The 22,620-nt window shown below is 51.0% G+C and carries 18 protein-coding genes; all 18 read left to right on the forward strand.

The window, feature by feature from the left end; all coding sequences use genetic code 11:
* The first annotated feature begins 32 nt into the window (after window positions 1-32).
* Window positions 33-1,202 (forward strand): ADP-forming succinate--CoA ligase subunit beta, encoded by a 1,170-nt coding sequence (gene sucC, locus BO53_RS0112135; RefSeq protein WP_031548580.1) that lies wholly within the window; start codon window positions 33-35, stop codon window positions 1,200-1,202.
* 17 nt (window positions 1,203-1,219) lie between these two features.
* On the forward strand, window positions 1,220-2,128 hold the full coding sequence (sucD, locus tag BO53_RS0112140) for a succinate--CoA ligase subunit alpha (RefSeq protein WP_031548582.1): 909 nt from the start codon (window positions 1,220-1,222) through the stop codon (window positions 2,126-2,128).
* A 154-nt stretch (window positions 2,129-2,282) separates the two neighbouring features.
* Complete coding sequence (gene dprA / locus BO53_RS0112145; RefSeq protein ID WP_037342213.1) at window positions 2,283-3,080, forward strand: DNA-processing protein DprA; 798 nt, start codon at window positions 2,283-2,285, stop codon at window positions 3,078-3,080.
* Window positions 3,081-3,185: 105 nt separating this feature from the next.
* Window positions 3,186-5,252 carry a type I DNA topoisomerase gene (topA, locus tag BO53_RS0112150; protein WP_031548586.1) on the forward strand — a complete coding sequence of 689 codons (2,067 nt, stop codon included), beginning with the start codon at window positions 3,186-3,188 and terminating at the stop codon, window positions 5,250-5,252.
* A 209-nt stretch (window positions 5,253-5,461) separates the two neighbouring features.
* Window positions 5,462-6,343, forward strand: a complete 882-nt coding sequence (gene xerC / locus BO53_RS0112155) for a tyrosine recombinase XerC (RefSeq protein ID WP_031548588.1) — start codon at window positions 5,462-5,464, stop codon at window positions 6,341-6,343.
* A gap of 4 nt (window positions 6,344-6,347) precedes the next feature.
* On the forward strand, window positions 6,348-6,887 hold the full coding sequence (gene hslV, locus BO53_RS0112160) for an ATP-dependent protease subunit HslV (RefSeq protein WP_031548590.1): 540 nt from the start codon (window positions 6,348-6,350) through the stop codon (window positions 6,885-6,887).
* A gap of 14 nt (window positions 6,888-6,901) precedes the next feature.
* The gene (gene hslU, locus BO53_RS0112165) at window positions 6,902-8,272 is read left to right on the forward strand and encodes an ATP-dependent protease ATPase subunit HslU (RefSeq protein WP_031548592.1); all 1,371 of its coding nucleotides are present in this window, start codon (window positions 6,902-6,904) and stop codon (window positions 8,270-8,272) included.
* 18 nt (window positions 8,273-8,290) lie between these two features.
* A complete protein-coding gene (codY, locus tag BO53_RS0112170) occupies window positions 8,291-9,061 on the forward strand; it encodes a GTP-sensing pleiotropic transcriptional regulator CodY (RefSeq protein ID WP_031548594.1) in 771 nt (256 codons plus the stop codon).
* A 155-nt stretch (window positions 9,062-9,216) separates the two neighbouring features.
* A complete protein-coding gene (gene rpsB / locus BO53_RS0112175; protein WP_031548596.1) occupies window positions 9,217-9,987 on the forward strand; it encodes a 30S ribosomal protein S2 in 771 nt (256 codons plus the stop codon).
* Between the two features lie 102 nt (window positions 9,988-10,089).
* Entirely contained in the window at window positions 10,090-10,968 is an 879-nt protein-coding gene (gene tsf / locus BO53_RS0112180) for a translation elongation factor Ts (RefSeq protein ID WP_031548598.1), read from the forward strand.
* Window positions 10,969-11,100: 132 nt separating this feature from the next.
* Entirely contained in the window at window positions 11,101-11,823 is a 723-nt protein-coding gene (pyrH, locus tag BO53_RS0112185) for a UMP kinase (protein WP_031548600.1), read from the forward strand.
* Between the two features lie 15 nt (window positions 11,824-11,838).
* Window positions 11,839-12,396, forward strand: coding sequence for a ribosome recycling factor (frr, locus tag BO53_RS0112190; protein ID WP_031548602.1), 558 nt, complete (start codon window positions 11,839-11,841; stop codon window positions 12,394-12,396).
* Between the two features lie 130 nt (window positions 12,397-12,526).
* Complete coding sequence (locus tag BO53_RS0112195; protein WP_031548604.1) at window positions 12,527-13,279, forward strand: undecaprenyl pyrophosphate synthase; 753 nt, start codon at window positions 12,527-12,529, stop codon at window positions 13,277-13,279.
* A 1-nt stretch (window position 13,280) separates the two neighbouring features.
* Window positions 13,281-14,069, forward strand: a complete 789-nt coding sequence (locus BO53_RS0112200) for a phosphatidate cytidylyltransferase (RefSeq protein ID WP_031548606.1) — start codon at window positions 13,281-13,283, stop codon at window positions 14,067-14,069.
* 21 nt (window positions 14,070-14,090) lie between these two features.
* Window positions 14,091-15,215 carry a 1-deoxy-D-xylulose-5-phosphate reductoisomerase gene (locus tag BO53_RS0112205; protein WP_031548608.1) on the forward strand — a complete coding sequence of 375 codons (1,125 nt, stop codon included), beginning with the start codon at window positions 14,091-14,093 and terminating at the stop codon, window positions 15,213-15,215.
* Window positions 15,216-15,219: 4 nt separating this feature from the next.
* The gene (gene rseP / locus BO53_RS0112210) at window positions 15,220-16,503 is read left to right on the forward strand and encodes an RIP metalloprotease RseP (RefSeq protein WP_031548610.1); all 1,284 of its coding nucleotides are present in this window, start codon (window positions 15,220-15,222) and stop codon (window positions 16,501-16,503) included.
* A gap of 11 nt (window positions 16,504-16,514) precedes the next feature.
* Window positions 16,515-18,203 (forward strand): proline--tRNA ligase, encoded by a 1,689-nt coding sequence (locus BO53_RS0112215; RefSeq protein ID WP_031548612.1) that lies wholly within the window; start codon window positions 16,515-16,517, stop codon window positions 18,201-18,203.
* 54 nt (window positions 18,204-18,257) lie between these two features.
* A complete protein-coding gene (locus tag BO53_RS0112220; protein WP_156956149.1) occupies window positions 18,258-22,541 on the forward strand; it encodes a PolC-type DNA polymerase III in 4,284 nt (1,427 codons plus the stop codon).
* The last annotated feature ends 79 nt before the right edge of the window (window positions 22,542-22,620 follow it).

Raw genomic sequence — 22,620 nt, forward strand, 5'->3', positions numbered from 1 at the left:
GGTAAGGTTTAAAAAAGCTTAGGAGGATGAACATGAATATCCATGAGTATCAAGGGAAAGAAATCTTTCGCTCCATGGGCGTAGCTGTGCCCAACGGAAGTGTGGCCTATACACCTGAGGAAGCAGTGGAAGCAGCAAAGACACTCGACTCTGATGTATATGTCGTAAAAGCACAGATCCACGCCGGTGGCCGTGGCAAGGCGGGCGGCGTCAAGATCGCCAAGTCAATTGATGAAGTGAGGGAATACGCCAAGGAACTTCTCGGCAAAGTTCTCGTCACACATCAGACCGGGCCGGAAGGCAAGGAAGTCAAACGTCTTCTTATCGAAGAAGGCTGCGACATCCAGAATGAATACTACATCGGCTTCGTCATCGACCGTGCGACGGACCGCGTGGTATTGATGGGCTCTGAAGAAGGCGGTACGGAAATCGAGGAAGTTGCTGCAGAAACGCCTGAGAAGATTTTCAAGGAAGTCATCGACCCTGTAGTCGGCCTCATGCCGTACCAGGCGAGAAGACTGGCGTTCAACATCAACATCCCGAAGGAATCCGTAGGCAAAGCAGCCAAGCTCATGCTTTCCCTTTATAATGTATTCACAGAAAAGGATTGCTCCATCGTGGAGATCAACCCGCTTGTAACTACAGGCGAGGGCGGTGTGCTTGCACTCGATGCGAAGGTCAACTTCGATGCAAACGCGCTCTTCAGAAACAAGGATATTGTGGAACTCCGTGACCTGGATGAAGAAGATCCTAAGGAAATCCAGGCATCCAAATATGATCTTTCATATGTTGCGCTTGACGGAAACATCGGCTGCATGGTCAACGGTGCAGGTCTGGCGATGGCAACAATGGATACGATCAACCACTTCGGCGGCAGACCGGCGAACTTCCTCGACGTAGGGGGCGGCGCGACGACTGAAAAGGTAACCGAAGCATTCAAAATCATCCTTGGAGATGAGGGTGTTGAAGGGATTTTCGTCAACATTTTCGGCGGTATCATGAAGTGTGATGTCATTGCTGAAGGTGTAGTGGAAGCCGTCAAGAATGTCGGTCTCGAAATTCCGCTCGTTGTGCGTCTTGAAGGTACGAATGTCGACAGGGGCAAGGAAATCCTGTCGGAATCCGATTTCGACATCATCCCTGCAAGCACTATGGCTGAAGGTGCCCAGAAGATCATCGAAGCGGTCAACGAAAATAAATAATAACGGAGGAATCTACTGTGGGTGTATTTATTGATAAGGATACAAAAGTCCTAGTTCAAGGTATTACTGGATCAACGGCACTGTTCCATACTAAACAGATGCTTGAATATGGTACTCAGATCGTGGCTGGTGTGACACCAGGCAAAGGCGGCCAGGAAGTCGAAGGCGTGCCTGTCTTCAATACGGTTGAAGAAGCGAAGAAGGAAACGGGAGCGTCCGTATCCGTCATCTACGTTCCTGCACCATTTGCTGCAGATGCGATTGTGGAATGTGCAGATGCGGAACTGGATCTCGCCATCTGCATCACCGAGCATATCCCTGTACTTGATATGGTCAAAGTGAAGCGCTATCTGGAAGGCAAGAAGACACGCCTTGTCGGCCCGAACTGCCCAGGCGTCATCACTGCAGATGAATGCAAGATCGGCATCATGCCTGGCTACATTCATAAAAAAGGCCATGTCGGTGTAGTCAGCCGTTCAGGCACACTGACTTATGAAGCGGTACATCAGCTGACTGAAGCCGGAATCGGCCAGACGACAGCTGTCGGAATCGGCGGCGACCCTGTCAACGGCACGGACTTCATCGACGCGCTGAAAGCATTCAATGAAGATCCTGAAACTGAAGCGGTTGTCATGATCGGTGAAATCGGTGGTACGGCTGAAGAAGAAGCGGCAGAATGGGTCAGGGATAATATGACCAAACCTGTTGTCGGCTTCATCGGCGGTGTAACTGCCCCTCCAGGAAAACGCATGGGCCACGCAGGTGCCATCATCTCCGGCGGCAAGGGTACTGCAGACGAAAAAATCAAAACAATGAACGCATGTGGCATTGAAACTGCAGACACGCCATCTGAAATCGGTGAAACATTGATTTCCCGCATCAAAAAAGAAGATGGCCTCTATGAGAAATGCCTCACTGTAAAATAATTGTTACATGGTTCACTGAACCAGTTGGAAAACACGGAATCTCACACGAGATTCCGTGTTTTTTTGCATTTTATTCCATTATATTTAATCGGATCGTAAACAGCGCCCTGACCGATTTCTTCTATAATTATCATACATGAACAGGAGGGATCGTATGGATCTATTAAGTTTGAGTTTTGCAGGAGTGACGCCGCATGAATACAAAATGCTGACCAGCCATGGTCACATGGGGGTGGGGGACAGAATCCGGGAAAAGGTTTCCCGAGCAGGAAGAATGGATAGAGGGAGGTTGACAGGGTTGCTCAAAGCGAAGGGGATCGACCACATCACCCTGGATGATGCGGAATATCCAACCCTATTGAAGGAGATCTATGATCCGCCGTTTGTCCTCTACTACCGCGGGGATGTCAATCTGCTCGAAAAACCGATGCTCGGCATCGTCGGCAGCAGAAAAGCGACTGGATACACCCGGATTGTACTCCAGAGAATCGTACCTGATCTTGAGGGCATGGTGGTTGTTTCAGGGCTCGCCTACGGTGCTGATGACATGGCACACAATACGGCAATGGAGAACGGTCTCGGAACGGTGGGGGTGCTTGCTTTCGGGCATGATCTCCATTATCCGCGGAGTACAGGGAGGACACGGGAAAGGATGGAACAGGAGGGGCTCGTAATCAGTGAGTACCCGCCGGATGTGAAGATAGCCAAATGGCGCTTCGTTGCACGGAACAGGATCATTGCCGGCCTGTCCTCAGGCGTCCTCGTCACCGAAGCGGAGCTCGCGAGCGGCAGTCTGATCACATTGGATATGGCCTTAAATGAGAATCGGCATACGTACTGCATTCCGGGAAACATCCATGCACCACAGTCGGCCGGCACAAACGAAAAGCTCCGGGAAGGGGCGAAGATGGTCCTGTCGGCCCGAGATATAATGGAAGATTTCAGAAGCTGACTTTCATGAATACAAGAAAATTTAAAATCTATTATAGTTGACAAACAATTTTACTTCACTGTATTATTTGGATTTGAAAACACAAACGAAGGAGGCAATCGGCCTGTGGCAGATAATCTGGTTATTGTAGAATCGCCTGCGAAAGCTAAGACGATAGAAAAATACCTCGGCAAACGATACAAAGTCGTTGCATCGATGGGTCACGTACGCGATTTGCCTCGCAGTCAAACGGGGATAGACACTGAAAACAATTATGAACCCAAATACATCACCATTCGCGGCAAGGGGCCTCTTCTCAAGGATTTGAAGAAAGAAGCCAAAAAAGCGAAAAAGATATTCTTGGCAAGTGACCCGGACCGCGAAGGCGAAGCAATCGCATGGCATTTGAGCCATGCACTTGGAGATGACAAGGAATACTACAGGGTAGTATTCAATGAAATTACGAAAGATGCGGTGAAGGAGAGCTTCAAGCATCCCGGAACAATCAATCAAAAGCTTGTGGATGCCCAGCAGGCGCGTCGTATACTCGACCGGCTCGTTGGCTACAACATTTCGCCCGTCCTGTGGAAGAAAGTGAAAAAGGGGCTGTCGGCCGGACGTGTTCAGTCTGTAGCACTGAAGATGATCATCGACCGTGAAAATGAGATCAGGGAGTTCAAGCCTGAAGAGTACTGGACGATTACAGGCCTTTTCAAATATGGCAAAAGCAGCTTCGAAGGAAAATTCAACCGGCTCGCCAAGGAAAAGATCAAGCTGAAGGCAAAAGAGGATGTCGATCATGTGCTGTCGCAGCTTGAAGGTGACCAGTTCAATGTGGATTCGGTTGAGAAGAAGGAGAAGAAGCGCTATCCATCGAAACCGTTCACTACATCCTCCCTCCAGCAGGAAGCGGCAAGGAAGCTGAACTTCAAGGCACGCAAAACGATGATGGTCGCCCAGCAGCTCTATGAAGGGATAGACATCAAGAAAGCGGGTACAGTGGGTCTGATCACCTATATGAGGACGGACTCCACAAGGATCTCCCCAGTGGCCCAGCAGGAGGCCGTCGACTATATTGAAGAGGAATTCGGCAATAACTTCGTCGGAGCAAAGCCCTCCGGGAAAAAAACGGAAGGCAGCCAGGATGCCCACGAGGCGGTCCGTCCGACAAGCGCAAACCGGACGCCGGCAAACATGAAGCAGTATCTCTCCCGTGACCAGTACAGATTGTACAAGCTGATCTGGGACCGTTTCATCGCCAGCATGATGGCACCAGCCATCCTGGATACCGTCCGCATGGAACTGTCGAACAACGGCGTCATTTTCAGAAGCAATGGACAGACGATCAAGTTCAAAGGCTTCATGCAGATCTACGTCGAAGGCAGGGATGACGAAGAGGAAGACTTGAACAACCGGCTGCCGGAAATCGCAGAAGGGGAAACGGTCAAGTCGGACAAGATCGATCCGAAGCAGCACTTCACCCAGCCGCCGCCGCGATATACGGAGGCAAGGCTCGTAAAGACCCTGGAGGAACAGGGGATCGGCCGGCCATCCACGTATGCGCCGACGCTGGACACGATTCAGAAAAGAAATTATGTTAAAATCGATCAGAAACGTTTCATTCCTACGGAACTTGGGGAAATCGTCAACCAGTCGGTGACACAATACTTCCCGGATATCATAGATGTGGAATTTACACGGACAATGGAAAAGAGCCTGGATGACATCGCCGAGGGCGAAGCGTCCTGGGTTGCGGTCATAGATGATTTCTACAAGGATTTCGAACCACAGGTGGAACGTGCGGATGAAGAGATGGAAAAGATTGAAATCAAGGACGAACCGGCCGGTGAGGACTGCGAGAAATGCGGTTCGCCAATGGTCTACAAGATGGGGCGCTATGGAAAGTTCATGGCTTGCTCGAATTTTCCGGACTGCCGTAATACAAAGGCGATCGTCAAAACGATCGGTGTAAAATGTCCGAAGTGCAATGAAGGGGATGTCGTCGAGAGGAAATCCAAAAAGAACCGGATCTTCTACGGTTGCGACCGCTATCCGGAATGCGACTTCATTTCCTGGGATCGGCCGATCGGCAGGGACTGTCCAAAATGCGAGCACTATCTTGTGGAAACCAAAAAGGGCAAGAAGGCCAAAGTGAAATGTACAAACTGCGATTATGAAGAAAAAGCCGAGTAGCACAGGTACCCATATCCTGATATGGGTATTTTTGTTGGGAAAAGAACAAAATATTATAAATATTCATGTTATTTTGTGTAAATTACAGCCAAATAGGTTATTATATATTATTGGATGCTGAAGAAAATATCGGAATGCCGATTTCAAGGGCATCAGTTGATGATTTTTTAAGAATTGTGATAAGATTCTGATAAAGGAGGGGTGGTGGAATGGACCATCTTGGAAATTTCACTGAACAGCTCAAGTATCAGCGCAACCTTTCATCCCACACTGTCAGCAACTATAAGCGGGATATCGATGAGTTCCTCCGATTTCTTGATCAGGAGGGATTGGACATTGAAACTTTCAAGTATATGGATGCAAGAAACTACCTCAATATGCTTTATCAGAAAGAGTTGAAAAAATCTACAGTATCCAGGAAAATATCAGCACTCAGAAGCTTTTACAACTATCTGATCGACAAGGGGGTCCGTGCTTCGAATCCGTTTACGAGCCTTCCCAATCCGAAGAAGGAGAAGCCTCTGCCGGGCTTTCTGTACGAGAACGAAATACGCAAGCTTTTTGACTCCCTCGATCAGGATTCTAAAATGTATGAACGGGATAGGGCAATCCTGGAGCTGCTGTATGCGACAGGCATGCGCGCTTCCGAACTGCTCGGCCTCACATTGGCCCATATCGATTTCGACCACGGCCTGCTGAAAGTGCGTGGAAAGGGCAACAAGGAAAGGGTGCTGCCTTTCGGCAGCCACGCCTCCCAAGCCATGAAGGACTATATAGATAAGCACCATCAGGCGATCGAAGCGAATGGAACTTTATGGATCAATCAAAGAAATGGTCCTCTGACGGATAGGGGCCTCCGCTATGTCATCGATATGATGGTCAAGAGGAGTGCAAGCGATCTTCACCTCCATCCGCACAAGATCAGGCACAGTTTTGCGACCCATATGCTGAACAATGGGGCAGATCTCAGGGCGGTCCAGGAACTGCTCGGGCACGAATCATTGTCGACCACCCAGAAGTATACCCACGTGTCCAAAGAGCAGCTCAGAAAAACCTATCTCGAGCACCATCCAGCTAATCAGAAGAGGTGAAAACATGGCAATAAAAGGTACAACGATATTTGCCATCCGGCATAAAGGCAAGATGGCAATGGCAGGCGACGGTCAGGTAACGCTTGGCAACCAGGTGGTGATGAAGCATTCCGCAAGAAAAGTCAGGCGCCTTTTTGATGATAAGGTAGTTGCTGGTTTTGCCGGCAGCGTTGCAGATGCCTTCACATTATTTGAGAAGTTCGAAGCAAACTTGTATGCCTATAACGGCAACCTGACGCGGGCGGCTGTCGAACTTGCGAAGGAGTGGAGGGGCGACAAGATCCTCAGACAGCTTGAAGCCATGCTGATTGTCATGGATCGGGAGACCCTGCTGCTGGTCAGCGGTACAGGAGAGGTCATCGAACCGGATGATGGCATCCTAGCCATCGGCAGCGGGGGCAACTTTGCCCTGAGTGCCGGCCGTGCGATGAAGCTTCATGGCGACAGTCTGGATGCTGAAACGATAGCGAAGGACAGCCTGCTCATCGCAAGTGAAATCTGCGTCTTCACAAATGACCATATAATTGTAGAAACGATTGAGTAAAAGGAGCGTTTGAATTGAGACAAAATCTTACTCCAAGGGAGATTACTGCCAAACTCGATGACGATATCATCGGCCAGCAGGAAGCCAAGCGCAAAGTGGCGATTGCGATGCGCAACCGCTACCGCCGCATGCAGCTCGAATCTTCATTGAAGGACGAAGTCGTGCCGAAGAATATACTGATGATTGGACCGACCGGTGTCGGCAAGACTGAAATTGCCAGAAGAATGGCCAAGCTGACAGGCGCACCATTTTCAAAAGTGGAAGCCACAAAGTTCACTGAAGTCGGCTACGTCGGCAGGGACGTCGAAAGCATGGTCCGCGACCTGGTCGAATCAAGTGTCCGCATGGTCAAGGAAGAAAAGATGAAGATGGTCGAAGATGATGCCCGGAAGCTTGCCGAGGAGCGCCTGGTTGGACTGCTCGCACCGGGTGAGAAGCGCAGGCAGGCAAACTCGAATCCTTTCGAAATGTTCATGAACCAGCAATCCGATGACGAATATGAGGAAGTGACGCCGGAAGTCAGGGCGAAGCGTATGAACCTCAGGGAGAAGCTGGCGGCAGGACTGCTGGAAGACGACGAGGTCACCATTGAAGTCGAGCAGGAACAGAACCCGATGGGCATGGCGATGCCGGGAATGGATGAGGGCGGTATGCAGGACATGCTCAAACAGTTCATGCCCAAGAAAAAGCACAAGCGTACCATGCCGGTCAGAAAGGCGAGGGAATACCTGAAGCGTGAAGAAGCTGAGAAGATCGTCGATACCGACAATGTGAATGATGAGGCGATATCGCTTGCCGAGACGATGGGCATCATCTTCATTGACGAAATGGACAAAATCGCCAAGGGAAATCAGAATACCGGGGACGTATCCCGGGAAGGTGTGCAGAGGGACATCCTGCCGATCGTCGAAGGCAGCACGGTCCAGACCAAGTACGGTCCGATAGACACCGAGCATATCCTCTTCATCGGCGCGGGGGCATTCCACGTCGCCAAGCCGAGCGACCTTATTCCGGAACTCCAGGGGCGCTTCCCAATCCGTGTCGAGCTCGACAAGCTCAAAGCGGAGGATTTCGTCAAAATACTGCAGGAGCCGAGAAGTTCGCTGCTCAAGCAGTATGAGGCGCTCCTCAAAACAGAGGATGTGACCATTTCCTTCACGGATGAAGCCATCACGGAGATCGCCAAGATCGCCTTTGAGGTGAACAGCGACACGGACGATATCGGTGCACGGCGCCTCCACACGATCCTTGAGACCCTCCTTGAGGAGCTGCTCTTCGAAGCGAGCGGCATGCAGGGGGCGCACGTGGAAATAACCCGGCAATATGTGGAGGCAAAACTGAACAACATCAAGTCCGACAAGAATTTGAGTGCATTTATTTTATAATCTAAAAGGAGAATTACCATGAGCAACCTATTACAGAAAACAAGAGAAATCAACAAGCTTATTCAGAGTCATCAAGGCGTCAAAGTGGACTTCAAGGAAGTATCGGAGAAGGTGAGCGGTGTACTGGAGTGCAACGTATTCATCGTCTCCCGCAAAGGGAAGCTGCTGGGATATGGAATCAATCAGAAGATTGAGAACGAACGTATTGTTGAAATGCTGGAAGCGAGAAGGTTCCCTGAGGAATACGTTGAAAAGATCATGAGCATCAATGAAACCCAGGAGAACATCGAGTTCGAAGACGAACTGACTGTATTCCCTACTGAGGATTCCTTCCAGGACTCCGAAACTTGCATCCTGCCGATCTTTGGTGGTGGAGAGCGTCTTGGCACCCTCGTGCTCGGCCGCATATCCAAGCAGTTCGAAGATGATGATCTGGTACTCGCAGAATACGCCGGCACTGTTGTAGGCATGGAGATTCTCCGTGAAAAGCAGGAGGAAATTGAGCAGAAGGCACGTGACAAGGCGAGCATCGCCATGGCGATCCGCTCCCTCTCCTATTCCGAGCGTGAAGCGATCGAGCACATTTTTGATGAACTCGATGCGGATGAAGGGCTTCTTGTCGCCTCCAAAGTTGCAGACCGGGTGGGCATCACGCGTTCGGTCATCGTCAATGCACTGCGTAAGCTGGAGAGTGCCGGTGTCATCGAATCCCGTTCCCTCGGCATGAAAGGTACATTCATCAAGGTCAAAAAAGAGGACTTCCTGCCTGAACTCAGAAAAGAAAGCTGATTTGGCCGAATCAGGGGTTTGATTTAACGGCTGAAATGTGGTATATTATTCAAGGCTGAAAACAGCCCATCACACACAGTATGGTGAATTGGAGACAGGTGCCTTACGGTCGTTTCCACAGCTGTACTGGAGGAAAAACCAAAGGAGGAAATATCATGGCAGTAATTACTATGAAGCAACTGCTTGAAGCTGGTGTACACTTCGGTCACCAGACACGTCGTTGGAACCCGAAAATGAAGAGGTACATCTTCACGGAAAGAAACGGCATCTACATCATCGATCTACAGAAGACAGTCAAAAAAGTAGGAGAGGCTTACGATTTCGTAAAAAGCATCTCTGAAGAAGGCGGAAAAGTCCTTTTCGTTGGTACTAAGAAACAGGCTCAGGACGCAATCAAGGAAGAAGCGGAGCGCGCTGGTCAACTTTACGTCAACCAGAGATGGCTCGGTGGTATCCTGACGAACTACAAAACAATTTCAAAACGTATCAGACGCATCTCTGAAATCGAGAAAATGGAAGCAGACGGCATCTTCGATGTACTTCCGAAGAAGGAAGTTATGGAACTCCGCAAAGAATACACACGTCTGAACAAATTCCTCGGCGGTATCCGTGAGATGAAGGAAATGCCGAAGGCACTCTTCATCGTCGACCCTAGAAAAGAGCGCAACGCGATCATGGAAGCTAAGAAACTCAACATTCCAATCGTTGCGATGGTCGATACAAACTGTGATCCGGACGAAATCGACTATGTCATCCCTGCGAACGATGACGCCATCCGTGCAGTCAGACTGATGACAAGCAAAATGGCGGACGCGGTACTGGAAGGACAGCAAGGCGTATCCGACCAGGAAATCGCTGCAGAGCAGAACATCGACATGGAAGAAGGCTCCGAAGAGGAGACTGTCGAAGCGGGCGAAAGCAAATAAAGCATTAAACAACGGTGATAAGTTCCTTACTCTTATCACCTTTTTTAAAAGACCGGGAGATTTTCCCGGTTCCTATTAAATATGATTCCAGGAGGATGGAAAATGGCTATTTCTGCAAAATTGGTTAAAGAACTACGTGAAAAAACTGGTGCTGGAATGATGGACTGCAAGAAAGCACTCCAGGAAACTGATGGTGACATCGATAAAGCGGCAGACTACCTGCGTGAAAAAGGCATCTCCAAAGCTGCGAAGAAAGCGGACCGCATTGCGGCCGAAGGCATCGTACATGTCGCTTCAAAAGGCAATGACGGCGTCATCGTTGAAATCAACTCCGAAACTGACTTCGTTGCACGCAATGAAGAATTCCAGAAACTCGTCAAAGACATCGCAGAGCACATCCTTGACACTAAACCTGCTGACATCGAAGCGCTCAATGCGTCTGAAATGAATGGCAAGAAAGTCGAAGATGTCATGAATGAAGCGGTGGCGAAAATCGGTGAGAAACTCACTCTGAGAAGATTTGCCCTTGTTGAAAAGACGGACAATGATGCATTCGGCGAATACCTCCACATGGGTGGACGTATCGGCGTCTTGACACTTGTGGAAGATTCCACTGACGATGCGGCAGCGAAAGATGTTGCAATGCACGCAGCAGCACTGAATCCTAAATATGTCTCCAAAGACGAAGTGTCCCAGGAAGAACTCGAGCACGAAAGAGAAGTTCTCAAACAGCAGGCGTTGAATGAAGGCAAGCCTGAAAAGATCGTCGACAAAATGGTGGAAGGCAGAATGCGCAAGTATCTCGAAGAGATCTGCATCGTCGACCAGCCGTTCGTCAAGGATTCCGATCAGACTGTTGAACAGTTCCTGAAATCCAAAGGCGGCACACTCAAAACTTTCATCCGCTTCGAAGTAGGCGAAGGTCTTGAAAAAAGACAGGAAAACTTTGCTGATGAAGTGATGGGGCAAGTGAATAAATAATAAAAAGACACTTCGGTGTCTTTTTTTCAGATAAGAAAAGTTTATTCTTCTTGCATCATGCATCACCACAGTGGTGCACAAACATTTCCGGCTGAATGGATATAATATTAAATTATGTAAGGATGGAGACATATGCCTGAGACTTCCAAATACAAACGTATCGTATTGAAATTAAGTGGTGAGGCCCTGGCTGGTGAAGATGGCTTCGGCATCAACCCGGTCGTAATCAAGAATATTGCCAAGCAGGTGAAAGAAGCCAAGGACCTTGGTGTGGAAATCGCAGTCATTGTCGGCGGCGGAAACATCTGGCGGGGGAAGGTCGGCAGCGACCTCGGCATGGACCGGGGCACAGCGGACTACATGGGCATGCTTGCCACCGTCATGAATTCACTTGCACTTCAGGACAGCCTGGAACAGATGGACTGTGAGACACGGGTGCTCACTTCGATAGAAATGAAACAGGTGGCTGAACCCTATATAAGAAGACGTGCAATCAGACATCTCGAAAAGGGACGGATCGTCATCTTCGCAGCAGGTATAGGCAATCCATACTTCTCCACCGATACGACTGCGGCACTCCGGGCAGCAGAAGTCGAGGCGGATGTAATCCTGATGGGCAAGAATAATGTGGATGGCGTCTATTCAGCTGATCCGAAGCTTGATGACAATGCACACAAGTACGATACACTGACCTATATGGAAATGCTGCAGGAGAACCTGCAGGTCATGGATGCAACTGCTTCATCCTTTTGTATGGACAATGACATACCGCTTGTGGTATTTTCGATTACAGAAGATGGCAATATAAAACGTGCTGTATCAGGTGAGACCATCGGTACAGAAATCAAAAAGTAATGGGAGAGAAAGAACATGAGTGAATCAGTCTTAAAAGATGCAAAGTCAAAAATGCAGAAGTCACTGGAGAGCTTGAGCAGGGAGCTTGCTTCAATCCGTACAGGCCGTGCGAATGCAAACATGCTTGATCGTGTAACAGTGGACTACTATGGTGCCCCGACCCCTGTCAATCAGCTTGCAGGCATATCTGTGCCTGAAGCGCGGATGCTCACTGTGACACCTTACGACAAAGGTTCAGTCGATGATGTCCTCAAAGCCATCCAGCAAGCTGATCTTGGTGTGAACCCTACAAGCGACGGTACGATGATCCGCATCACCGTGCCACAGCTGACAGAGGAACGCCGCAAGGAATTCGTCAAGGATGCCCGCAAGGAAGGCGAAAATGCCAAAGTTGCAATCCGCAACATCAGACGTGATGCCAATGACGAATTGAAGCGTCTTGAAAAAGATGGTGAGCTGACCGAAGATGACCTCAGGAGCTATACAGAAGATGTACAGCAATTGACGAATGACTACATTGATCAGATCGACAAGATGTGCGACGACAAGGAAAGTGACATCATGGAAGTCTGAATCATCATTCCAGGGCAGGATTTTCCTGCCTGTTTTTTTATGTTCGCAATATTATATGGTAGAATAAAGTGATTGAGGACACGATATTATCAATGTATACTAATAATTATAATGCTTCAGGAGGATTGTTATGTTTGGTTGGAAGAAGCAAAAGAGAACCGATTCCGAAAAAGAGCTGCCTGCACATATCGCCATCATCATGGACGGAAATGGAAGGTATGCCAAACAGAAAAATAAACCAAGGATAAACGGTCATTATGAAGGCATGCAGAATGTAAAGAGCATTACACGGCATGCTTCAGATCTCGGCATCAAATATTTAACTCTATATGCTTTTTCCACGGAGAACTGGTCACGGCCGAAAAGCGAAGTGAACTATCTGATGAAACTGCCGGGGGATTTCCTCGGAACATTTCTGCCGGAACTCATAGAGAAGAATGTCAAGGTCAGTACCATCGGAAACCTTGATGCCCTGCCGATACATACTAAAAAAGCCGTACAGCAGGCGATTGACAAGACTTGCCACAATACGGGACTGAATCTTATCTTTGCGCTCAACTATGGGGGGCGGGATGAGCTGATCCAGGCATTTCGGAAGATGGCCAATGAAGTTTCCCGGGGTGATCTCGACCCGGAGGACATTACGGCTGAAATGGTAGACCAGCATCTCATGACATGTACGATTCCCGATCCTGAAATGCTCATCCGTACAAGCGGAGAATACAGATTGAGCAATTTTCTTTTATGGCAGTCGTCATACAGCGAACTGTTTTTCACAGAAACACTATGGCCTGAATTTTCAACAGAAGAACTCGATCATATGATTTCCCAATACAGGAAGCGTGAGAGAAGGTTCGGGGGACTTACCAAAGAGGAGGAATGACATGAAGACGAGGACGATAACTGCAATCATCGCCTTATTAATTTTTGTACCCATTGTCGTTTTGGGCTCATGGCCTCTGCTGATCACAGTCTTCCTTCTGGCCTATACTGCGCTCTATGAAATACTCAAGATGAACCGCATCCACATCTTCTCCATTCCCGGGATGCTCTCCATGGTGGCACTTTTCATCATCATGATGCCGCAGGAGTCCTACATGCCCTATATTTCGATGTTCCAAGTGGACCTGATCATCGTCATGGCACTGCTCATGCTGAGTTTCACCGTCATCAGCAAGAACAGGTTCTCATTCGTGGACATGGGATTCTGCGTGCTCGCAGTGGCCTATGTGGGCATCGGCTTCATGTATTTCTACGAAACGCGGGAAGAAGGCATCATCTACATACTGTACGGCCTGCTGATCGTCTGGGTAACCGACACGGGCGCCTATCTTTTCGGTCGTGCGATCGGCCGCAGGAAACTGTGGCCGCAGATCAGTCCAAACAAGACCGTCGAAGGTTTCCTGGGAGGCATATTCTGCAGCGTGCTGCTGGCCCTCCTGTTCTATCTGACGGGTTGGATCGAAGGCGTTCATGTGCTTCTGTTCCTGCTACTGACAATGATTCTGAGCATGTTTGGACAACTGGGTGACCTCGTCGAATCCGCACTGAAACGCCATTTTGACGTCAAGGATTCCGGGCGGCTGCTGCCGGGGCACGGCGGTGTGCTCGACCGCTTCGACAGTTTCATCTTCGTTCTGCCCCTGATGAACATATTACCGATAATAACTTAATCCAGAATACAGGTGAGTCTTATGAAAACAATTTCCATACTAGGTGCAACAGGCTCCATTGGAACACAGGCGCTGACAGTCATAGGGAACAACCCTGGGCAATTCGAACTCGGGAGCATTTCGATCGGCACGAACATAAAAGCGCTGGAGAAGATCCTTGAATCATTCAGGCCGAAACTGGTGAGTGTCATGAAGGATGCGGACCGTCTCCACCTGAAAGACAGATATCCCGATATCGAGTTCACATGTGGCCGGGAAGGGCTGATGGCGGTGGCGACGGATGATTCGGACACCCTGCTCACAGCTGTAATGGGCAGTGTCGGCCTCGAACCGACACTCGCTGCAATCGATGCCGGCAAGGATATTGCGCTTGCCAACAAGGAGACGCTTGTTGCCGCCGGGGAGATTGTAATGGCGAAGGCCAGGGGGAAGAATGTCTCCATCATCCCCGTCGATTCGGAGCATTCTGCCATATTCCAGTGCCTGAGGGGTGAGGACCTGCGTGAGATGAAGCGCATCATCCTGACTGCGAGCGGCGGTTCCTTCCGCGACCTCTCCCGCGGCGAGCTCCAGAATGTGACGCTCGAGCGTGCACTCGACCATCCGAACTGGGCGATGGGCCGGAAAATCACGATCGACTCTGCCACCATGATGAACAAGGGGCTCGAAGTCATCGAGGCAAAATGGCTTTTTGATGCGGAAGTGGACCAGATTTCCACAATACTGCATCGGGAGAGCACGATCCACTCCATGGTCGAATTCGTCGACAACAGCATCATGGCACAGATGGGAACGCCGGATATGAAGACGGCCATCCAGTTTGCATTCAGCCATCCGAAAAGGCTGCCGATGGACAATCCGATGGATTTCGATGCACTCGGCCAGCTCAACTTCAAGCCAATGGATCTGGAACGTTTCCGGATGCTCGCGCTCGCATATGATGCGCTCCGGATAGGCGGCACGATGCCGGCTGTCATGAATGCTGCCAATGAATATGCAGTGAACCGCTTCCTGGAGGGGGAAATCTCCTTTCTGGAAATAGAGGAGATCGTCGAATCGCGCATGGACAGCCATGAGGCGATCCAGAATCCGGATCTTGATACGATTCTCTACTACGACCGGCTCTACAAGTCTGATATGAGGTGATGAAATGACCGGCATTTTAGCTTTTATTGTTGTTTTCGGTGTGCTGGTGACGGTTCACGAACTCGGACACCTGGTCTTTGCCAAACGGGCCGGCATCATGTGTCCCGAATTTGCCATCGGCATGGGACCGAAGATATTTTCATACAAATATAATGATACACTCTACACCGTACGGCTGCTGCCCGTCGGCGGCTACGTGCGGATGGCTTCCGAAGAGATGGAAGTCAACCCGTTGAATGCCGGTATGCGGGTGCAGCTCAAGGTGGATGATAGGGATGAGATCACGCATATCATCCTCGATGATAAGCACAATTTCACCCAGATAGAAGAAGTGGAAGTCATCGAATCCGATATTACGAAAGAGATGTACATCCGTGCGAGCCGTCTTCATGACGGCGAGGAGGTCACCTACAGCCTGGCGCATGAAGCCTACTTCGTCGAGAATTCGCAGCTGGAACGCATTGCGCCGAAGGAGTCACGCTTTGAGTCGAAGTCCGTCGGACACCGATTCATGACGCTTGCTGCGGGACCGCTGATGAACTTCGTCCTGGCATTCGTCCTGTTTACGGTGCTGTTCTATGTGCAGGGCAAGCCGACGGATGAAGCAGTCGTCGGTTTTGTTGCAGAGGATACACCTGCTGAAGAAGCAGGTCTCCAGGAAGGGGACCGTCTCGAGAGCATCAACGGTGAGACTGTCGATGACTGGAATGACATGTCGGCCATCATCCAGGAGCAGGGTGAGCAGCCGCTTGATATCGAAGTGGCCAATGATGGTGAATCCCGGACAGTGGAGATGACACCGGTCGTCGAGACCACGGAACTCCCGGACGGCGAAACGTCGGAACGACTCATCATCGGCATCGGCGCCGAGATGGAACGCGGTGTCTTCTCCCCGATACTCTGGGGTGCTGAACAGACCGTCCAGATGAGTACCATGATTTTTGATTTGGTCGTCAATATGTTTATAAGTATTGTTGAAGGTACATTCTCCTTCGACATGCTGAACGGACCGGTCGGCATATACAAGGTGACTGAAGAGGTGGCGGCACAGGGGCTGATCACACTGATCAACTTTACCGCCATCCTGAGTGTCAACCTCGGCATCATGAACCTGCTGCCGATTCCAGCACTGGACGGGGGACGCATCCTGTTCGTCCTCTATGAAGGCATATTCAGAAAACCGCTGAACAAGAAGGTGGAACTGAATATCCAGCTGATTGGCGTACTGTTCCTGCTGATGGTCATGATTCTAGTAACATGGAATGACATAAAGACATTTTTCCTTTAGGAGTGAAGTGAATGAGACAATCCAGAATGTTTATACCAACAATGCGTGAAACACCGCAGGACGCAGACAGCCTGAGCCACCGGCTGATGCTGAAATCGGGCATGATCAAGCAGATGGCGAGCGGCATATACACCTACCTGCCGATTACGAAGCTCGTTCTGAACAACATCGAACAGATCGTCAGGGAAGAGATGAACGCCATCGACGGCGTGGAAATCCATATGCCCGTTCTGCATCCGAAGGAACTTTGGCAGGAATCCGGACGCTGGGAGGCATACGGCAGTGAACTGATGCGCATGAAGGACCGCCACGAGCGCGATTTCGCCCTTGGACCGACACATGAGGAGATTGTGACGGCCCTCTTGCGCGACGAGCTGAAGAGCTACAAGAAGCTCCCGCTGACGCTGTTCCAGATCCAGACGAAATTCCGGGACGAGCTGCGTCCACGGTTTGGACTGCTGCGCGGGCGCGAGTTCATCATGAAGGATGCCTATTCCTTCCATAGTAATGAAGCATCGCTGGATGAGACATACCACGACATGTATAATGCCTATTCGAACATCTTCTCCCGCGTCGGACTGAACTATCGGGCAGTCGAAGCGGATTCCGGGGCGATCGGCGGCAGCCATACCCATGAATTCATGGCGCTTGCGGATATCGGTGAAGACACGATTGCATACACCGACGGCAGCAACTATGCGGCGAACATCGAAAAGGCGGGCTGTCCGGTACCGGAAGCGAAGGAGATCCACAGCGACAGGGAACTGGAGAAGGTGGCGACACCGGATGTAGCGACATGCAGCTCCCTTGCGGAATTCCTGGACATCAATCTGGATGAGACGACGAAGACGATGGTTCTGCGTGTCGACAACGACTACGTGATAATTCTGCTCCGGGGGGACCACGAACTGAACGATGTGAAGGTCAAGTCCCATTTTGGCACCGATGATATCGACTTCGCGACGGATGAAGAGATCGAGAACCTGCTGAGTGCTTCACCCGGCAGTCTCGGTCCGGTCGGAACCAGTCTGCCGGTATACCTGGATTATCAGGTCAGGAACATGCAGGACTATCCGACAGGAGCGAACGAGAGCGGCCATCACTTCATCAATGTCAATCATGGACGGGACTTCGAAGTCAGTGAATTCGGAGATTTCCGCTTCATCACCGAAGGTGAAATGGCACAGGATGGCAGCGGTCCGGTCAAGTTCATGAGAGGCATCGAGGTCGGCCAGGTCTTCAAACTGGGCACCAAGTATTCTGAAGCGATGAACCTGAACGTATTGGATGAGAACGGCAGAAGTGTGCCTGTACTCATGGGCTGCTATGGCGTCGGCATTTCAAGGACCCTGTCCGCCATCATTGAAAGCCACCATGACGACCGGGGCATCATCTGGCCGAAGGCCGTCACACCTTTCGACGTGCACATCATCACCGCCAATCCGAAGGATGAAGAAGGTGCCGGCATTGCGGAACGACTCTATGAGGAGCTCGGCAAGCGGTATCGTGTGCTGTATGACGACAGGAAAGAGCGGGCTGGTGTGAAATTTGCAGACTCCGACCTTATCGGCCTGCCGTACAGGATCGTCGTCGGCCGTGCAGCCAAAGAGGGTAAAGTGGAAGTGAAGGCAAGGAACAGCGAAGACTCCATGGAGTTGCCGATAGATGACGTAATGCAGTATCTGGAAGTGAACTATTAAAAGAAGTTGGGCGCGTAAATCCTGGATTTACGCGCTTTTATAGGAGTGTTGCAAGTGAAGGGAAAGGACCAGTTCAACATCCTGCTCGAACAGGCAGGTATCAGGGGGAATGAAGACTATCTGTCGACGGGCACATTGAAGAAGGTCGTGTCTGATGACGACAGAAGACTGTGGGAGTTCCACCTGCATTTTGAGCAGATGATACCTGCTTCATTAAGGAGCATGATGGAAAAAAGCGTAAAGGATGCCTTTTCGAATATCGCAGATACGAAGTTGATCATTTCTGCAGACCACTACACGGACAAGGATATCATCGACTACCTGGAGTATGCCCTCATCAACATCAATGTCAATGAAAATATCCGCTTCCAGCTGCTCAACTGTGACAAGCAGTTCAAGGATGGCATTCTGATGTTTTCAGTACAGAACGAAATTGAAGTGGCGCATTTCAACAAGCACATCAACGGCAATCTGACTGCTGCCTACAACACGTACGGCATGCCGATCAGCGCGGTGGAATTCCATGCCGACAGGGCACTCGATACCGACCGCCGGACAAAGCTTGAGGCACGCCTGAAGGAAGAGAAGACGGAGCTTGTCCAGGGCTTCATTGAACAGCAGAAGGATAATGAAGCCGAGATGAAGCAGCAGCAGGAAACGGTCGTCAAGCAGATCGGCAAGTCCATGAACATGAGTGATATCCGGCCGCTTGAAACGGTCGTCGAGGAGGAGTTCAACGTCAAGGTCGAAGGGGTCATCTTCGATTCCGAGGTCAGGGAACTCCGGACCGGCCGCAAAATACTCCAGCTGAAGATCACCGACTATACCGATTCGATCGCCGCCAAGATGTTCTCCCGCCATGGCAAGAATGACGATGCCGTCTTCGATGCACTGTCCAAGAACGATTGGGTGGTCATCGAGGGCAACGTGGAATATGATGAATTTTCAAGGGACATGGTGCTCATGATCCGCAACCTGAACGTGGTCCATAAACCGGAGAAGACGGACAGGAGTGACGAGAAGCGGGTCGAGCTCCATCTCCATTCGGAGATGAGCCAGATGGACGGCCTCAGGAACATCGGGGAATACGTCAAGCGGGCCGCCGACTACGGCCACAGTGCCATTGCAGTGACCGATCACAATAATGTACAGGCGTTTCCGGACGCCTACTATGCCGCCCAATCGAACGGAATCAAGATGATCTATGGCATGGAAGGCCTGCTCGTCGATGATGGTGCCCCGATCGCCTACAGGCCGCAGGACATCGCCCTCGATACACATGAATATGTGGTGTTCGACGTCGAGACGACCGGCCTCTCATCAAAATATGACAAGATCATCGAGCTTGCCGGCGTCAAGGTGAAGGATGGCGAGATCATCGACCGCTTCGAGCGTTTCAGCAACCCGAATGAACCGCTGACCGAAACCATCAAGGAGATTACGGGCATCACGGATGACATGCTGGTGGATGCACCACCGATTTCTGAAGTGATTACAGATTTCAAGGAATGGGTGGGTGACGCGATATTCGTCGCCCATAACGCGAGCTTCGACATGGGCTTCATCGAGGCGGCCTACAGCAGGGAGGGCCTCGGCTCCTACACCAACGGCGTCATCGATACGCTCGAACTGTCCCGTGCAATCAACAAGGATTTCAAAAAGCACGGACTGAACATATTGGCGAAGAAATACAATGTGGAGCTGACCCAGCACCACCGGGCCATCTATGATGCGGAGGCGACTGCGTACATCTTCATCAAGATGCTGTCGCAGATCAGGAAGCTGGGCATAGACAATCACAGCCATATCAATGAAAAGCTTGCCGATTCCGATTCATACAAGCGGGCCATGCCGACGCATGTCACCCTGCTCGTCAAAAACCAGGAGGGGCTGAAGAATCTGTTCAAGATCGTCTCCGCCTCCCTGACCGACCACTTCTATAAGACACCCCGTATACGCAAGCAGGTGCTTGAGAAATACCGGTCAGGCATCCTGATCGGCAGCGCGTGCGATTCCGGTGAAGTGTTTACGACCATGATGCAGAAGTCCTATGACCAGGCCAAGAAGGTCGCGGGCTTCTATGACTATCTCGAGATCTTTCCCAAAGCGCTCTACAGCCGTCTGCTCGACCGTGAAATCGTTCGGGACGAGACGACGCTTGAGGAGATCATTACAAACATCATCAGGCTCGGTGACGAGCTGGACAAGCCGGTCGTTGCCACAGGCAACGTGCACTATCTGGATGAATCGGACAAGCTGTGCCGGGACATCCTGGTGAAGAGCAACCCGGGGAACCCGCTTTCCCGCGGACGCCTGCCGGATGCGCATTTCAGGACGACCGATGAAATGCTGGAAGGGTTCGCCTTCCTTGACGAGGATGTCAGGAAGGAAGTCGTCATCGACGCACCGAACCGCATTGCAGACAGCATAGAAGAGGTCGTCCCGATCCAGGACAAGCTCTATACCCCGAACATCGAAGGGGCGAATGACGAGATCAGGGAACTCAGCTACAGCAATGCCCGCAGCCTTTACGGGGACGACCTCCCCGAGATTGTGGTCGAGCGGCTCGAAAAGGAGCTCGACAGCATCATCGGCAACGGTTTTGCCGTCATCTACCTGATCAGTCAGAAGCTCGTCAAAAAGTCCCTTGAAGACGGCTACCTCGTCGGATCCCGCGGCTCCGTCGGTTCGAGCTTCGTAGCGACGATGACCGAAATCACCGAAGTGAATCCGCTGCCGCCGCACTACGTGTGTCCCGAATGCCGGACGAGCGAGTTCTTCATGGACGGCAGTGTAAGCTCGGGCTATGACCTGCCCGATAAGGAATGCGGCGCATGCGGTTCAGCCCTCATCAAGGAAGGCCAGGACATCCCGTTCGAAACTTTCCTCGGATTCAAGGGGGACAAGGTACCGGATATCGACTTGAACTTCAGCGGGGACTACCAGCCGGTCGCCCACAACTATACGAAGGAGCTCTTCGGTGAAGACAAGGTCTTCCGTGCAGGGACGATCGGCACCGTTGCAGAGAAGACGGCTTTCGGCTACGTCAAAGGCTTCCTGAATGACAATGGGCTTCATCGGCGGGGTGCTGAAATCGACCGCCTCGTCCTTGGATGCAGCGGGGTCAAGCGGACGACCGGACAGCACCCGGGGGGCATCATCGTCGTTCCGGACTATATGGACATCTTCGATTTCACGCCGATCCAGTACCCTGCGGATGATATAGAATCGGAATGGAAGACGACGCACTTCGACTTCCATTCCATCCACGACAACCTGCTCAAGCTGGATATACTCGGGCACGATGATCCGACGATGATCCGCATGCTGCAGGACCTCTCGGGCATCGATCCGAAGACCGTGCCTGTCGATGACAAGGAGACGATGTCGCTTTTTAATTCCCCGGAAGTGCTCGGGGTTACTGAAGAGGATATCGTATGCCGGACGGGGACGCTCGGTGTACCCGAGTTCGGTACAGGATTCGTGCGTCAGATGCTCGAGGATACAAGGCCGTCGACGTTCAGTGAGCTCGTACAGATTTCAGGCCTGTCCCACGGTACGGACGTATGGCTCGGCAACGCCCAGGACCTCATCAGAAGCGGCACATGCGACCTCAAGAACGTCATCGGCTGCCGTGATGACATCATGGTCTACCTGATGTACCAGGGGCTTGAACCTTCCCTCGCCTTCAACATCATGGAGAAGGTAAGGAAAGGGAAGGGGCTCTCAGAGGAGCATGAATCGGCGATGCGTGAACAGGGTGTGCCGGGATGGTACATCGAATCGTGCAAGAAGATCAAATACATGTTTCCGAAAGCCCACGCGGCCGCCTATGTACTGATGGCCGTGCGGATTGCATACTTCAAGGTGCACTATCCGCTCTACTACTATGCGAGCTATTTCACCGTACGTGCTTCCGACTTCGACCTGTTGACGATGGTCAAGGACAGCACGACGATCAGGCACAGGGTAAAGGAGATGAACCAGCGGTTCCAGGAGCTGACCAAAAAGGAGAAGGATACGCTCATCGTACTGGAGCTTGCGAATGAGATGGCACAGCGGGGGTACAAGATTCTGCCGGTGGATGTCGAAAAGTCCGACAGCACCGAATTCAGGATTGAAGGGGATGCGCTCATCCCGCCATTCCTCGCTGTACCGGGACTTGGTGCGAGTGTCGCAAAGCGCATTGTCGAAGCGCGTGAAGAGGAGCCCTTCATTTCCAAGGAGGACCTGAACAAGCGTGCCGGCGTCTCCCCGAAGATTGTGGAGTACCTGACCGAGCTCGGCAGCCTCAACCATCTGCCGGACAAGGCCCAGCTGTCCATTTTCGACATGTAGCGTAGTTGCAGGCACAATGGCTCTGTGATATAATAGTTGTGATATTAAATACCCAGTCACAAGGAGAAGAACGGGCTAG

This window comes from Salinicoccus luteus DSM 17002, assembly GCF_000712035.1.
Lineage (GTDB): Bacteria > Bacillota > Bacilli > Staphylococcales > Salinicoccaceae > Salinicoccus > Salinicoccus luteus.

What these genes read in the sequence shown, in the direction of transcription:
- codY (WP_031548594.1), top strand. Translation starts at nt 8,291, where the DNA reads ATGAGCAACCTATTACAGAAAACAAGAGAAATCAACAAGCTTATTCAG.
- rseP (WP_031548610.1), top strand. Translation starts at nt 15,220, where the DNA reads ATGACCGGCATTTTAGCTTTTATTGTTGTTTTCGGTGTGCTGGTGACG.
- dprA (WP_037342213.1), top strand. Translation starts at nt 2,283, where the DNA reads ATGGATCTATTAAGTTTGAGTTTTGCAGGAGTGACGCCGCATGAATAC.
- pyrH (WP_031548600.1), top strand. Translation starts at nt 11,101, where the DNA reads ATGCCTGAGACTTCCAAATACAAACGTATCGTATTGAAATTAAGTGGT.
- BO53_RS0112200 (WP_031548606.1), top strand. Translation starts at nt 13,281, where the DNA reads ATGAAGACGAGGACGATAACTGCAATCATCGCCTTATTAATTTTTGTA.
- BO53_RS0112205 (WP_031548608.1), top strand. Translation starts at nt 14,091, where the DNA reads ATGAAAACAATTTCCATACTAGGTGCAACAGGCTCCATTGGAACACAG.
- BO53_RS0112195 (WP_031548604.1), top strand. Translation starts at nt 12,527, where the DNA reads ATGTTTGGTTGGAAGAAGCAAAAGAGAACCGATTCCGAAAAAGAGCTG.
- BO53_RS0112215 (WP_031548612.1), top strand. Translation starts at nt 16,515, where the DNA reads ATGAGACAATCCAGAATGTTTATACCAACAATGCGTGAAACACCGCAG.
- sucC (WP_031548580.1), top strand. Translation starts at nt 33, where the DNA reads ATGAATATCCATGAGTATCAAGGGAAAGAAATCTTTCGCTCCATGGGC.
- rpsB (WP_031548596.1), top strand. Translation starts at nt 9,217, where the DNA reads ATGGCAGTAATTACTATGAAGCAACTGCTTGAAGCTGGTGTACACTTC.
- frr (WP_031548602.1), top strand. Translation starts at nt 11,839, where the DNA reads ATGAGTGAATCAGTCTTAAAAGATGCAAAGTCAAAAATGCAGAAGTCA.
- hslV (WP_031548590.1), top strand. Translation starts at nt 6,348, where the DNA reads ATGGCAATAAAAGGTACAACGATATTTGCCATCCGGCATAAAGGCAAG.
- xerC (WP_031548588.1), top strand. Translation starts at nt 5,462, where the DNA reads ATGGACCATCTTGGAAATTTCACTGAACAGCTCAAGTATCAGCGCAAC.
- tsf (WP_031548598.1), top strand. Translation starts at nt 10,090, where the DNA reads ATGGCTATTTCTGCAAAATTGGTTAAAGAACTACGTGAAAAAACTGGT.